Source organism: Falsiroseomonas bella, from assembly GCF_003173615.1.
Lineage (GTDB): Bacteria > Pseudomonadota > Alphaproteobacteria > Acetobacterales > Acetobacteraceae > Falsiroseomonas > Falsiroseomonas bella.
In genome coordinates, this window is record NZ_QGNA01000006.1 from 173,343 (window position 1) to 185,825 (window position 12,483).

Consider the following 12,483-nt stretch of genomic DNA (forward strand, 5'->3'; position numbering starts at 1 on the left):
CGACGCCGCGGCTACTTCGCCGTCGCGACAGCGCGCTCGAAGGCGGCGCGCCATGCGGCCAAGCGACGCGCGTTGACGCCGAAGTCCGAATAGCCCGTCAGGCTGCGCGAGTAGAGGAACAGGCCGGTCCCGCCCGGCAGCGGGCGGACCTCGGCGTTCACCAGGTCCGGGAAGTTGGCGAGCCGACTGCGCTCGACCCACTGCGCCTGACGCCGCTCGGGCCACTCGGCCGTCAGCCAGACCCGGTCCATGCCGTCGCCCAGCCTGCGCAGCAGGGCCCACGCGGTCTCCGGGGCGAGGTTGAACACCGGAATCTCGACGTGCCGCTCGCTCGTCGTCCCGGGTGGCGCGGCAAGCGCCGCATTGGGCGACGTGGGCAGGCGGAGCGTCGCGAAATCCACCGGAGCGGCGGGCGGCAGCCCGGCGGTGCCGCGACCAAGCAGAAGCTGGAGCATCACAGATCCTTCGTCACCGCGATCGGATGCGCAGGCGGATCACGCCGCGGATCTCCTCGCCCGGGTCGACAGGTTTTCCCTTGCGCAGCACCTCGATCCGGCCCTGCCGTGCCAGCTCGACCGCAGCCAGGCGCACCTTGCCGAGCAGCGGCCGCCACGCGGATTCCTCCGGCGCCAGCGACCGCGCCACGTCGCTGGGGCAGATGGACTTCGCCGGCCCGCGCTGTTCCGTGAGCCGCAGGATCTCTGCGGCGATCTCATCCTGGCCGATCGTCGACGGTCCGGTCGGGCTCATGGCACGAGCCAGGCAGCATCCGGCGCTCCGTCCGCTGGCCAGGAGAAGCCTGCGCGGCGGTGCCCCGAGGCGGCGAGTTCCAGGAAGTCCAGCCGGTCGAACCGGATGAGGATGACGCGGAAGTGCGGCCAGCCTGCCGCCGAATCCGCCGGCGCCGGCGGTGGGGCAGGGACGGGAACCCCCGGGCCTGGCTCGACGGCGTAGCACTTCCGCGATGCCTCCCGGCTGGCGCGCCAGGCAGCCTCGGCAACCGCATCGGCATCATGGATCCGCGCAACGCCGGCCACGCGAAGCTGCAGCGCCGCACCGGCATCGTAGAAGTGCAGCGCGCAGCGCGGCTCATGCCGCAGCGACGCCACCTTGCGCGACCTTGCATCGCTGTGCAGGCGGATGGCGCGCTGCTGCGGGTCGAAACCGCGGAGCACCAGGGTTCGCACCTCGGGGCTGCCGTCGGGAGCGACGGTCGCCAGCGCCGGAGTGTGGAAGGGCGAGCGCCGGTCCGCGACGCCGCGGGCCAGCCGGCGAAACGCTTCCGCCAGGCAGTTCGCCAGCGCCTCCGGCTCCGTCATCCGCCAGCCGTTCCGGGAGCGCCGGCCAGCAGCGCGGCCATCGCTGCCCCGCTATCCACGGCGGCTTCCGCGCGGGGCGCGATGCACCAGTCGCCGGCCGCGCCGAGGGACAGCGCCGGATCCCAGAGGCATGGCGCGCCGAGCGGCGTCTCCACGAGGGCGTAGCGCCAGCGATGCGCGGCCGCGTGAACCGGCTGCGGCACGTCCCCGCCGGCCAGGGCGGCAAAGGCCTCCAGCAGCCGCGCTGCGGCTTCCGGCGCCGCCAGTTCGAGATGCGTGCGGGACCAGTCGGGACCGGCCTGCACCACCCAGCACTCATGCTCCGCATTGCGCCCTGGCTTGGAACTGTCCCGTGCCGCCCATCCGATCGGGCCGCCGGCCATGCGCATCGTGTCCGGCAGGGCCAGCCGAGAGGGGAAGGCGGCCATCAGGGTCCAGCACGGGGCCATCACGACCTGCTCCAGGACGGCGGCGAGATGCGGCGCCGGGTCCGAGAGCAGCTTGGCCGCCTGTGGCGCGGGCATCGCAAGCACGACGGCATCGAACGGGCCGTCCTCGGCCACGCTGCCGGCCGAGACGTGGCCGCGCTGCACGGCGGCGGCCGGGGCATGCCGCACGCGCCATGCGCCCGGCTCACCCAGCAACGCGACGATCTCGCGCGCCACGGTCAGATCGAGACCCTGCGCCAAAGCCCGCGGAATGGCAGACATCCGCGGCACGCCCACCCGACGCGCCTCGTCGGGCCACGGCTTCGCATGAGTGGCCTCGAGCGTCGCCCGGAACAGGCTGCCACGTGCCGTGAGGAACTGCGCCCCGTGGTCGAAATCGAAGCTTCTGCCGTCGAGCTCGACCCGCCTTGTGGCCATCCGCCCCCCGGCGGCGCGCCCCTTGTCGAGGAGGCGCGCCGAAACGCCGTGCGCGGCCAGTGTCTTGGCGCAGGCGAGGCCGGCCAGCCCGGCCCCGACGATCGCTACCGAATGGATTGGCATGGGCGAAATATGGCGCCTCGGATCGCTCGCGGGAAGCGCCTCGCGCTGTCCATCCCAGGCGCCGATGTCCTTCCGCCGGCGGCCACGGCCGCGGGCGTTCGGCGGCACCCCAGGTCATACCGTCAGCCAGGCTTCACGGACCTGCTCGTCTGCCTCCAACGCCTCCATCGCGCCCTGGTAACGAATGCTGCCACGCTCGATCACATAGGCTCGGTCGGCCACGGCCGCGGCGAAATCGAGGTTCTGCTCGGAGAGCAGCACGGCGATACCTTCCTGCTTCATGCGCAGCACGGCTTCGGCCATCTGTTCCACGATCACCGGCGCGAGCCCCTCGGATGGTTCGTCCAGAAGCACCGCCTCGGGGTTGCCCATCAGGGTGCGGGCGATGGTCAGCATCTGCTGCTCGCCGCCGGACATGGCCGCGGCCCGGCGTCCGCGCATCTCGGCCAGGTTCGGAAAGATCTCGAACAGGCGGTCCGGGGTCCAGGCGCCCTGCCCCTGACGCGCGGCGCGACGGCCGACTTCGAGGTTCTCGTAGACGGTCAGGTCGGTGAAGATGCGTCGCTCCTCCGGCACGTAGCCCAGGCCGAGCCGTGCAATGCGGAACGGCGCGAGGCCCGTCAGATCCCGGCCCGCGAAGCGCACCCGCCCGCCGCGTGGCGGAAGCAGGCCCATGATGGCCTTCAGCGTAGTGGACTTGCCGGCTCCGTTGCGCCCCATCAGCGCCGCGACCTCGCCGCGCCGCAGCGCCAGCGTCACGCCGAACAGCACTTCGGCCGGGCCGTAGCCGGCCTTCAGGTCCTCCACCTCCAGCACGGCGTCAGCCATGCGTTGCTTTCCGCGCGCGCAGCGCCGCGCGATGCCCGGTGGTGCCGAGATAGACGCGCTTCACCTGCTCGTCCGCGCGAACCTCCTCCGGCGTGCCGGCGGCGATGATCTCGCCGCGGACGAGGACCAGGATGCGGTCGGCATGGGCGAAGACCGCGTCCATGTCGTGCTCCGTGAAGAGCACGCCGATGCTCCGCTCGCGTGCGATGCTCGCGGTGAGCTGCATCAGCCCGGCGCGCTCTCGTGGCGCCATCCCGGCGGTGGGCTCGTCCATCAGCAGCAGCCGCGGCGATGCGGCGAGCGCGACAGCCAGCTCCACGCGCTTGACGTCGCCATAGGCGAGTTCGCCGATCGGGCGGTCTGCCTCGGATCGCATCCCGACGCGGTCCAGCAAGGCCAGGGCCCCGTCGCGGTAGAGCGCGTCCGCCTGGGCGAAAAGGTCGCGCGTGCGGCCTGCCCGGGCGATCAGCGCCATCTGAACATTCTGCGCCACGGACATGGACAGGAAGGTCTGCGCCACCTGGAAGGTACGACCGACGCCAAGGCGGCAGACCGCGCGCGGGGGCCGGCCCGTGATCTCCGCCCCCTCCAGAACCACCCGCCCGGAATCGGGACGCAATTGGCCGCCGACCATGTTGAAGGTGGTGGACTTGCCGGCGCCATTCGGGCCAATGATCGCGAGCATCTCGCCCGGCCCGAGATCGAACGAGACATCGCGCGCCGCGACGACGCCGCCGAACCGCTTGCTGAGGCCCTCGACGCGGAGCAGCGTCATGCGTGCTGCACCGGGCGGCTTCCGCGCAGCTTCCCGTAGGCGCCCCCGAGGCCGCGCGGGAAGATCAGGACCAGCGCGATGATCGAGGCGCCGAGGAAGAAGCGCCAGTAGTCGGTCAGCGGCATGAAGACGTCCTTGATCGAGTGGAATGCCGCTGCGCCGATGACCGGACCCATGACAGTCTGGATGCCGCCGAGAAGAATCATCGCCAGGAAGTCCACCGAGGTCGGGATGCCGAGCAGTGTGGGGTCCATGGATCCCTTGGAGAATGCATAGAGCCCGCCCGCCAGCCCCGCCGCCGCGCCCGCCAGCGTGAAGCCCAGCCAGCGATGGGTGCGCACATCCACGCCTATGGCGTCGGCCCGCACCTCGGAATCCCGCGCAGCGCGCAACGTCGCGCCGAAGGGTGCGTAGATGACGTGCCGCATCGCGGCGATGCCGGCGACCGCGCAGACCGCCACGACGTAGAAGTAGACTTGCCGCGAGGCAGCCCAGGGCGAGGGCCAGACGCCGACCACGCCATTGTCGCCGCCCGTGACCTCGACCCATTGGAAACAGACGGCGTAGGCGATCTGGGCAAAGGCGAGGGTCAGCATTGCCAGGTAGATGCCGGAGAGGCGCACCACGAAGAAGCCGAACAGCGCGGCGAAGAATGCGCCTGCAAGCGGCGCGGCGACGAGCGCCGGCTCCATCGGCACGCCGAGCCTTGTCACCAGCAGGCCTGCCGCGTAGGCGCCGAGACCGAAATAGGCGGCATGTCCGAAGCTGACGATGCCGCCATTCCCGACGAGGAAATTCAGCGAGAAGGCGGCAAGCGCCAGGACGAGCACCTCCGTCGCGACCTTCAGCGTATAGGCATCGGCGAACAAGGGCAGGACGAAGGCGGTCGCGACGGCAAGCATCGCGATCGTGCCCTCGACCACGCCGAAGCGACGCGGGTGCAGGATCCCTTCCGGGAGCGCCGCGCGGCCGGCCGCGGGCTCGGGGCGGCCGAGCAGCCCCCAGGGCTTCACCACCAGCACCGCCGCCATCAGGACGAACACCAGCACCAGTGTGATCTTGGGAAAGATCAGGACGCCGAAGGCCTGCAACTGTCCGATCAGCAGCGCAGCGAGGAACGCACCCGTGACGCTGCCCATTCCGCCGATTACCGTGACGACGAAGACCTCCGTGATGATGGAAAGATCCATCTGCGCCGAGGCCGACACACGTGGGATCTGGAGCGCGCCACCAAGGCCTGCAAGAAAGGCTCCGAGGAACAGCGTCGCCGTGAAGAGGAGCGCCTGGTTCACGCCGAGCGCGCCGACCATCTCGCGGTCGCGCGTGGCGGCACGGATCAGGATGCCGAAGCGCGTGCGGTGCATCAGCAGCCAAAGCAGCCCGAGAACCGCCGGGCCGACGAAGATGAGGAACAGCTCATAGGCAGGGAAGCGCTGGTCCAGGATCTCCACGCCGTGCCGCAGCCCCGGTGCGCGCGGCCCGGTGATGTCCACCGGCCCCCAGATCCACAGCACCGCATCCTGTACCATCAGCACCACCCCGAAGGTGGCCAGAAGCTGGAAGAGCTCCGGCACCTTGTAGATCCGGCGCAGCAGCAGCAATTCCATCGCCACGCCGAGCAGGCCGACGGCAAGCGCGCTGAGCAGGACGCCGGCGAAGAACAGCCAGGGCGAGCGGTCCAACTCCAGCAGCCATGGCACCACCGTGACGGCGATGTAGGCGCCCAGCATGTAGAAGGAGCCGTGCGCGAAGTTGACGATTCGGGTGACGCCAAAGACCAGCGTCAGCCCCGAGGCGATGACGAACAGCGAGGAGGCGCTGGCGAGACCCGACAGGGACTGGACCAGCAGGAAGCCCGGATCCACCGGGCTAGGCGTTGGGACGCGCGGCGCGGACCTCCGCCTCGGGGAACATCACCTCGGCGCCGTCCACGTAGCGCACGTTGCGCATGGCACCGGTGCGACCGCGCAGCACGGTCTCGCCGACCCAGGTTCCCATCGTTCCCTGATGGTCGAGCCCACGCATCGTCACGGGGCCGGTGACGGTGTCGCTGCGGAGATCCCTCAGCGCCTCGACAAGCGCCTCGCTGTCGAGCGAGTTGGCCTTGTTGAGGAGGTTCGCCAGCACCTCCACCGTGACATAGCCGAGCAGGCTGCCCATGCGCGGCGTTTCATTGAAGCGCGCGCGGTAGGCCTCGACATAGGCGCGGTGCGCGGGAGCGTCCACCTGCTCCCAGGGATAGCCGGTGACGATCCACCCTTCGGGACATTCGTCGCCAAGCGGGATCATGTATTCGGGCTCACCCGACAGCAGGGAGAGCACCAGGCGTCGTTCGAACAGGCCGCGCGTGTTGCCCTCGCGGACGAAGGCGGTGAGGTCGGGGCCGAAGAGGACGTTGAAGATCGCGTCCGGCCGCGCCTGGCTCAGCGCGCCGACCGTTGCGCCCGCATCCACGCGGCCGAGCGCCGGATACTGCTCCACCACGATCTGGGCGCCGGGGATGGACTGCGTGATCAGCCGCTTGAAGTTCGCCGCCGCCGACTGGCCGTATTCATAGTTCGGCGCCACGATCCCCCAGCGTCGCGCGGTCTGGCCGCGCGCGGCTTCGGTCAGCATCCGGGTCTGCATGTAGGTGTTTGGCCGCAGGCGCCAGGTGTAGCGGTTGCCCTGTGCCATGGTGATGGCGTCGGAGAGCGGCTCGGTGGCAAAGAAGAGTCGCTTGCGCTGGTTGGCGAAGTCGGCGACGGCAAGGCCCACATTCGAGAGGAAGGTGCCGGCGATGAAGGCGACGTTCTCCCGCGTCAGCAGATCCTCGGCCACGCGCACCGCATCGCCTGGCGTCGCGCCGTCGTCGCGGAAGATGAATTCCAGCGGCCGGCCGCCCATGACGCCGCCGGCCCGGTTGATCGTGTCGGCCGCCAGCTGCATCGCATTGCGGTAGGGCACGGAAAAGGCGGCCATACGGCTGTACGAGTTCAACTCGCCGATGCGCACCGGTGCCCCCTGGGCGCGGGCGGGACGCAGCCCGACCAGGGCCGCCGCCGCCACGCCGCCGCCAACCAACGCGCCGCGACGTGAAATCGCCTTCTCGCCCATCGCCATGCCTCGGATCTTGGTTCTCTCAGGGTATCCTTGCCGCCGCCGGCCCGGTGGTCCAGTGCATTGCCGGACTCACCCGGCTGCAAGACGGGTTTCTTCGATCTGGGCGATGGGATCGCGATAGGCAAGACAGTCCTGCCATAGGCGTGGGAGATCGGCCTCGAACAGTCCACGCATCACACCGCGGACCAGCCTCGGGACGGCATAGACCATCGCGTTGATCGAGGCCCCGGCCGGCCCGAAGGAGAGTGTGCTGGCGATCCCGAACAGGTGGATGTCTCGGATCCAGGGTGTCTGTCCCGGCTGCCGCTCCAGCAGCCCGTAGTCAGGTGCGAGATAGGGAAACTCGGCCAACCGCGCGTCGGCGTCCGCCGCGGCCGGCGCGTGTCGGTCGGCCCAGCGCGCGATGTTGCCCGCGAAGCCGGCCAGGGGCTCGACCGCGGCGAATTCCATCCGGATACCGGTGCCGCAGATGAGGAAATCCGCGGTGAAGGGCCCCCGCGGCGTCTCCAGCAGGACTTTCCCTTCGGCGTCGGCACGAGCCCCGGTCCACGGCCTGCCGAGATGCATGCGAAAATTGGGGAAGCGGGCGGTGCGGTCCCAGGTGTCCTGCGGAAAGGCCTCGCGCAGGCCAAGCACATGCGACATGAAGCGCCAGCGCCACTCGTCCGGCATCTCATGCAGGCATTGCAGGAAGCCCGAGAAGGTCAGCCACCGATAGGGTTGGACGAGCTGCGGTTCCGCGCGCCGGCAGAACAGGTGTACCTCGCGCGCGCCGTGTTCCAGTGCCGTTGCGGCGTTGTCGAAAGCGGAGGCTCCGGCGCCCAGCACCGCCACGACCTTGCCGCGCAGCGCGGCGAAGTCGATCTCGTCGGCGCTATGGGCGCGTCGCTCGGCCGGCAGCGCGGCGACGAAGTCGGGCATCCACCAGCGTCCGGCATCCTCCTGCCCTGTGGCGAGCACGACCTTCCGCGCAAGCATCGGTCCATCGCCCGTCGCGACACTCAGGCACGGCAGGCCGTCATCCGTCCGCGCCGGCGTGATCCGGCCTGCTTCGATCCCGTTCCGGACCGGCACGCCCGTTACCCGGCGGAACCAGAGGAGGTAGTCGTTCCAGAGTTCCCGCGGGATGAGCTTCAGCGCCTCCCAGGAGGCCACGCCGAACTGCGCCTCGTGCCACGCCTGGTAGGTTAGCGACGGCATGCCGAGGTCCGGGCCGCTCTGGTCTTTCCAGCTGCGCAGGTTCGGCATGCGGGCGTAGGTCTGCCAGGGGCCCTCGCGCCCCCGCTCGGCCCGGTCGATCACCAGGATGTTGCGGACCTTCTCCCGCAGCAGCCCGTGCGCGGCGACCACGCCGCACTGGCCGCCCCCGATGACGAGCACATCCAGCACATGCCGTCCGCCGCTCGTCTTCGGTCGCAGCCATTCCATGCGCGGGTGCGCGACCAGAGCAAGGTCGCGTGCGACATCCGCCTCCAGTTCGGCGAGGGTCCTTGGCGCCGGCAAGGGCAGGTTCTCCGTTCTTCTGGGAGAATATCTGCCTCAGGCCGGTCCGAATGGCGAGCATCACGCCGTCAGCGGAAATCCGGCAACCAGCACATCCGCGCTCCCCGTGGTGCCGGCCGAGCCCGGATCAGTTCTGCGGGATGTTCGCTTCCCGCACCACCTCGCGCCAGCGACCGAGATCGTTCGCGATCAACTGCGCCAGTTCGGCGCGGCTCGACGCGTCCACCGTGAACCCGACGCGTCCGAGCCGCTCCTGCACCTCCGGCGCACGCAGCGCAGCGACCATCACCTCGTTCAGGCGGTCCAGGACGGCGTCGGGGGTCGCTTTCGGCGCGACCACGGCTGTCCAGCTGCCGCTGACGATCTGTGGCAGGCCCTGTTCCGTCATGGTGGGCACATCGGGCAGTGTGGTCATCCTGCGCGGGCCCGCCACTGCGATGCCGCGGAGGGCGCCGGCCTGCACCTGCGGCCCGACTGTCGCGGCGTTCAGCATCGCGATCGGCGCCTGGTTCTGGATCACGGCCTGCATGGCGGCCGGCCCGCCCTGATACGGAACGGCGGTCGCCTCCGTGCCCGTGCGCAGCCGGAACAGCTCCATGCCGAGCTGCTCCGAGGACCCCACGCCGCTGGAGGCATAGTTCACGCCCCCACGCTGCGCCTTCATCCAGGCCACCACCTCCGGCACCGTGCGCGCCGGCACGGAAGGATGGACCACGATCATGTTGGGCACGCTCATCACCAGGGTGATCGGCGCGAAGTCGCGCTCCGTTTCATACCCGGCGCTGCGCATCACCACCTCGTTGATGGTGAGCGTGCCGCTGGCGGCGACGAGCAGCGTGTGGCCGTCCGGTGCGGCCTGCGCGACATAGCGCGACCCGATCGCGCCAGTGGCGCCGGGGCGATTGTCCACGACCACGGGCTGGCCGAGCGTGGACTGGATGCCACTCTGGATCAGGCGCGCCGCGAGGTCAGTCGGCCCGCCGGGCGGGAAGGGCACCACCAGCGTCACGGGTCGGCTCGGCGCCCAGGCCTGCGCCCGTGCGACGGCGGGCAGCAGCAGCGGGGCGCTCAACAGCGCAAGGGCATGGCGACGGCGCATGGCGGTCTCCCCTGTGGTTATCGTTCGGCCCATTGAAGCACATGCGTCGCCGACGGGAACCCCGCCATTGACCATGCCGCCAGGCTGCCGCCACGCTCGCGGGATGACAGCCCCCAGCGCCGAGGAGGTGCGCGCCCGCCTTGCGGCGATCCGCGACACTCGCGGTTTCGTCCTGCCGCATCACGGCCTGATGGCCGCCGCGATGCCGGAGCTGCACCGGTGCTACGAAGCGATGTACCGCGCCCTGACGCTTGATGCACGGCACCTCGCGCCATTGGCGCGCGAGTCGGTCTGGCTCGCGATCCTCGCCGCCTGTGCCGAACCGGTGGGCACGCATCACCTGGCGAAGTTCCGCGCAGCCGGCGGCACGGATGCGCAGGCGATGGCGCTGTTCCGACTCGCGGCCTGGGCCGCCGGCGCCCCGCGCTACGCGGTCCTGGACGCGACCTGGAGCCAGCACTTCCCGGCGGCGCCGATCCGTGCGGCGTACCTGTCCGGCGCGCGCGCCCTGCTGGCCGATGGTGTCGTCGCGGAACCGCTGGCCCGCATCTGTCTCGCGGCGATCCACACCGCCTGCGACCAGCGTTGGGGCCTGGAGGCAGAGATCGAAGCGGCTCTCGCCGCGGGCGCCGGCGAGGCCGAGCTCGCCGAGGCGCTCTCGCTCACCATATGGCCGCGCGGCGTGAACCCCTTCGTCCGGGCGGCGGAGACCTGGCTCGACCTCATCCGCGCAGGCCGCGTGCCGGCCTCGGAGGCGTTCAGGGCCTGGGCGGATGAGCCCGACCAGGGTGCGTTTCGCCTGGCCGTCGCAGCTGACCGCGCTGATCGGCGGAATGGCGGCTGACACATGGCTGAGCCCCTGAACGTCCCGACCCATCTCACGCCGGAGAATGCGGATTTCTCGAAGGCGCTGGCCTTCCTGGACGGGGCCTTGGTGCCGCTGCATGAGGCGCGGGTGCCCGTACGCGATCTCGGCCTGATGTATGCCGACATGACCTACGACGTCGTCCACACCTGGCGGGGCGGCTTCTTCCGCCTCGAGGATCACCTCGACCGATTCCTTTCCTCCTGCGCCGGGCTTCGTCTGGACCCGGGCCTGACACGCGACGGTCTGCGCCGCGTGCTGGCGGAGCTGGTACGCCGCAGCGGCCTGGCGGACACGCTGGTGTATTTCGCCTGCACCCGCGGCACGGCCGTGCCGGGCACGCGCGATCCGGCGAGGCATGTCGCGCACCGCTTCTTCGCCACCGTCACGCCGCTGATCCTGCGCGGCCAGCCGGCGGAAATGAACCGCGGCCTGCATGCGATGATCGCGCGCGGCATCCCGCGAATCGCGGCGGCATCCGTGAACCCGGCCTGGAAGAACACGCATTGGGGCGATTTCCAGCGCGCGACCTTCCTCGCCAAGGATGCGGGCGCGGACATTCCCCTGCTGCTCGCGCCGGACGGGGCGCTGGCCGAGGCTCCGGGGTTCAATCTCGTGGCGCTGGTGGATGGCGGGCTCGTCGCGCCGGACGCCAATGTCCTGCCGGGCATCTCCTGCAGGACCATGTTCGAGATCGCTGCGGATCTCGGGATCCCCGCGCGTTACGGCAGGCTGGCGCCGGAGGACCTTGGGCGGGCGAGCGAGGCGTTCCTGACCGCCACCTCCTGCGGCCTGTTTCCGCTGACCCGGCTGGATGGCGCCCCGATCGGGGCCGGCGTGACGGGGCCGGTCACGACACGCTTGCTCAACACCTACTACGACAGGAAGAATGCCGGTTGGCACATCACCGAGGTGGCGAGCATCCCGCCGCCCGAGATGGCCTGAGGGGGCACCCGATGAAGCGTTTTCTCGTGCTGCTGGCCGTGCTGGCGCTGAGTGCCGCGCCCGCGATGGCGCAGCGGGAACTGACGATCGTCGCCGGCGGCGGGCGGCTGCAGGAGCATATGCGCAGCACGCTGTTCCAGGGTTTCACGCGACAGACCGGCATCCCCCTGCGTGATGCGTCCTACGACTACAATGTCGGTCCGATCCGGGCGATGGTGCAGGCCAACAACGTCACCTGGGACGTGGTGATGGTGGAGGCGCCGGACCTGATCCGCGGCTGCGAGGACGGCATTTTCGAACGGATCGACTGGTCCGTGGTGAACCGCCAGAAATTCCTGCCCGGCGGCACGACCACCTGCGGCGCGGGAGCCATAGGCTGGGGCGTCGCCGTGTTCCGCGACACCAATCGCAACCCGAACGGCCCCGCCACCTGGCAGGAGTTCTGGGACGTGCAGCGCTTTCCTGGGCGCCGCGCGCTGCGCCGCGGCGCCCGCATGACGCTCGAGATGGCGCTGATGGGCGACGGCGTGCCGGCGGCGGAGGTCTATCGCGTGCTCGGCACGTCGGAGGGCCAGCGGCGCGCCTTTGCCGCGCTCGACCGGATCCGGCCCAGCCTGCAATTCTGGACCGGCGGCCAGCAGCCGCTTGAGCTGGTCAACGCCGGCGAGGTCGCCTACGCGGCCGGATACACGGGCCGTGTCGCGACGGCGATCGGCAACGGCGCGAAGCTCGACCTGAACTGGGACACGCTGCTCTTCGCCTATGACTACTGGGCGGTGGTGCGCGGCACGCAGCACCGCGCCGCGGCGATGCGCCTGGTGGACTTCATCACCGATCCCGAGCCGCTGCGCGCCCTGGCGCAACTCTGGCCGATCAATCCGGTCACGGCTGCGGTGGCCAATGATGCCGCGATCCGCGAGCGCTATCCGCTCATGCTGAGCCGCCACCAGGATCGCGGATTGCAGATCGACACCGAGTTCTGGCTGGACCAGGGCCCGGATCTCGAGCAGCGCTTCGCCGCCTGGCTCAACCGCTGAGCCGCCAGAAGCTCCTCGCGG

The 12,483-nt window shown here is 70.4% G+C and carries 13 protein-coding genes; 3 read left to right on the forward strand and 10 right to left on the reverse strand.

Annotation, left to right across the window (positions count from 1 at the left end; translation table 11 throughout):
• Positions 1–11: 11 nt before the first annotated feature.
• The 10 genes from DFH01_RS24170 to DFH01_RS24215 all read right to left on the reverse strand — a co-directional run bounded on the left by DFH01_RS24170 (position 12) and on the right by DFH01_RS24215 (position 9,615).
• On the reverse strand, positions 12–455 hold the full coding sequence (locus tag DFH01_RS24170) for a DUF1499 domain-containing protein (RefSeq protein ID WP_109873082.1): 444 nt from the start codon (positions 453–455) through the stop codon (positions 12–14).
• 13 nt (positions 456–468) lie between these two features.
• On the reverse strand, positions 469–750 hold the full coding sequence (locus DFH01_RS24175; RefSeq protein ID WP_109873083.1) for a DUF3253 domain-containing protein: 282 nt from the start codon (positions 748–750) through the stop codon (positions 469–471).
• The gene (locus DFH01_RS24180) at positions 747–1,319 is read right to left on the reverse strand and encodes a pyridoxamine 5'-phosphate oxidase family protein (RefSeq protein WP_109873084.1); all 573 of its coding nucleotides are present in this window, start codon (positions 1,317–1,319) and stop codon (positions 747–749) included. Before DFH01_RS24180 ends, DFH01_RS24175 begins: the two co-directional genes overlap by 4 nt.
• The gene (locus DFH01_RS24185; protein WP_199231383.1) at positions 1,316–2,308 is read right to left on the reverse strand and encodes an NAD(P)/FAD-dependent oxidoreductase; all 993 of its coding nucleotides are present in this window, start codon (positions 2,306–2,308) and stop codon (positions 1,316–1,318) included. The genes DFH01_RS24180 and DFH01_RS24185 overlap by 4 nt, the downstream gene beginning before the upstream one ends.
• 114 nt (positions 2,309–2,422) lie before the next feature.
• The gene (locus tag DFH01_RS24190) at positions 2,423–3,124 is read right to left on the reverse strand and encodes an ABC transporter ATP-binding protein (protein ID WP_233256260.1); all 702 of its coding nucleotides are present in this window, start codon (positions 3,122–3,124) and stop codon (positions 2,423–2,425) included.
• A gap of 4 nt (positions 3,125–3,128) precedes the next feature.
• Positions 3,129–3,911: an ABC transporter ATP-binding protein gene (locus DFH01_RS24195; RefSeq protein WP_109873086.1), complete on the reverse strand. Its 783-nt coding sequence runs from the start codon at positions 3,909–3,911 to the stop codon at positions 3,129–3,131.
• Positions 3,908–5,776 (reverse strand): ABC transporter permease, encoded by a 1,869-nt coding sequence (locus DFH01_RS24200; RefSeq protein WP_109873087.1) that lies wholly within the window; start codon positions 5,774–5,776, stop codon positions 3,908–3,910. The genes DFH01_RS24195 and DFH01_RS24200 overlap by 4 nt, the downstream gene beginning before the upstream one ends.
• A 4-nt stretch (positions 5,777–5,780) precedes the next feature.
• A complete protein-coding gene (locus DFH01_RS24205) occupies positions 5,781–7,013 on the reverse strand; it encodes an ABC transporter substrate-binding protein (protein WP_233256261.1) in 1,233 nt (410 codons plus the stop codon).
• A gap of 69 nt (positions 7,014–7,082) precedes the next feature.
• On the reverse strand, positions 7,083–8,441 hold the full coding sequence (locus tag DFH01_RS24210; RefSeq protein ID WP_109873223.1) for an FAD/NAD(P)-binding protein: 1,359 nt from the start codon (positions 8,439–8,441) through the stop codon (positions 7,083–7,085).
• 202 nt (positions 8,442–8,643) lie between these two features.
• A complete protein-coding gene (locus DFH01_RS24215; protein ID WP_158287890.1) occupies positions 8,644–9,615 on the reverse strand; it encodes a Bug family tripartite tricarboxylate transporter substrate binding protein in 972 nt (323 codons plus the stop codon).
• A gap of 103 nt (positions 9,616–9,718) precedes the next feature.
• Here DFH01_RS24215 and DFH01_RS24220 point away from each other — a divergent pair, with 103 nt between their 5' ends.
• Genes DFH01_RS24220 through DFH01_RS24230 form a run of 3 tightly spaced genes read left to right on the forward strand, consistent with a single transcriptional unit; the run spans position 9,719 to position 12,462 of the window.
• Positions 9,719–10,459: a hypothetical protein gene (locus DFH01_RS24220; RefSeq protein ID WP_109873089.1), complete on the forward strand. Its 741-nt coding sequence runs from the start codon at positions 9,719–9,721 to the stop codon at positions 10,457–10,459.
• A 3-nt stretch (positions 10,460–10,462) separates the two neighbouring features.
• Complete coding sequence (locus DFH01_RS24225; RefSeq protein WP_109873090.1) at positions 10,463–11,425, forward strand: aminotransferase class IV; 963 nt, start codon at positions 10,463–10,465, stop codon at positions 11,423–11,425.
• Between the two features lie 11 nt (positions 11,426–11,436).
• A complete protein-coding gene (locus DFH01_RS24230; protein WP_109873091.1) occupies positions 11,437–12,462 on the forward strand; it encodes an extracellular solute-binding protein in 1,026 nt (341 codons plus the stop codon).
• The last annotated feature ends 21 nt before the right edge of the window (positions 12,463–12,483 follow it).

What these genes read in the sequence shown, in the direction of transcription:
- DFH01_RS24170 (WP_109873082.1), bottom strand. Translation starts at nt 455, where the DNA reads ATGCTCCAGCTTCTGCTTGGTCGCGGCACCGCCGGGCTGCCGCCCGCC.
- DFH01_RS24175 (WP_109873083.1), bottom strand. Translation starts at nt 750, where the DNA reads ATGAGCCCGACCGGACCGTCGACGATCGGCCAGGATGAGATCGCCGCA.
- DFH01_RS24180 (WP_109873084.1), bottom strand. Translation starts at nt 1,319, where the DNA reads ATGACGGAGCCGGAGGCGCTGGCGAACTGCCTGGCGGAAGCGTTTCGC.
- DFH01_RS24185 (WP_199231383.1), bottom strand. Translation starts at nt 2,308, where the DNA reads ATGCCAATCCATTCGGTAGCGATCGTCGGGGCCGGGCTGGCCGGCCTC.
- DFH01_RS24195 (WP_109873086.1), bottom strand. Translation starts at nt 3,911, where the DNA reads ATGACGCTGCTCCGCGTCGAGGGCCTCAGCAAGCGGTTCGGCGGCGTC.
- DFH01_RS24205 (WP_233256261.1), bottom strand. Translation starts at nt 7,013, where the DNA reads ATGGCGATGGGCGAGAAGGCGATTTCACGTCGCGGCGCGTTGGTTGGC.
- DFH01_RS24210 (WP_109873223.1), bottom strand. Translation starts at nt 8,441, where the DNA reads ATGGAATGGCTGCGACCGAAGACGAGCGGCGGACGGCATGTGCTGGAT.
- DFH01_RS24215 (WP_158287890.1), bottom strand. Translation starts at nt 9,615, where the DNA reads ATGCGCCGTCGCCATGCCCTTGCGCTGTTGAGCGCCCCGCTGCTGCTG.
- DFH01_RS24220 (WP_109873089.1), top strand. Translation starts at nt 9,719, where the DNA reads ATGACAGCCCCCAGCGCCGAGGAGGTGCGCGCCCGCCTTGCGGCGATC.
- DFH01_RS24225 (WP_109873090.1), top strand. Translation starts at nt 10,463, where the DNA reads ATGGCTGAGCCCCTGAACGTCCCGACCCATCTCACGCCGGAGAATGCG.
- DFH01_RS24230 (WP_109873091.1), top strand. Translation starts at nt 11,437, where the DNA reads ATGAAGCGTTTTCTCGTGCTGCTGGCCGTGCTGGCGCTGAGTGCCGCG.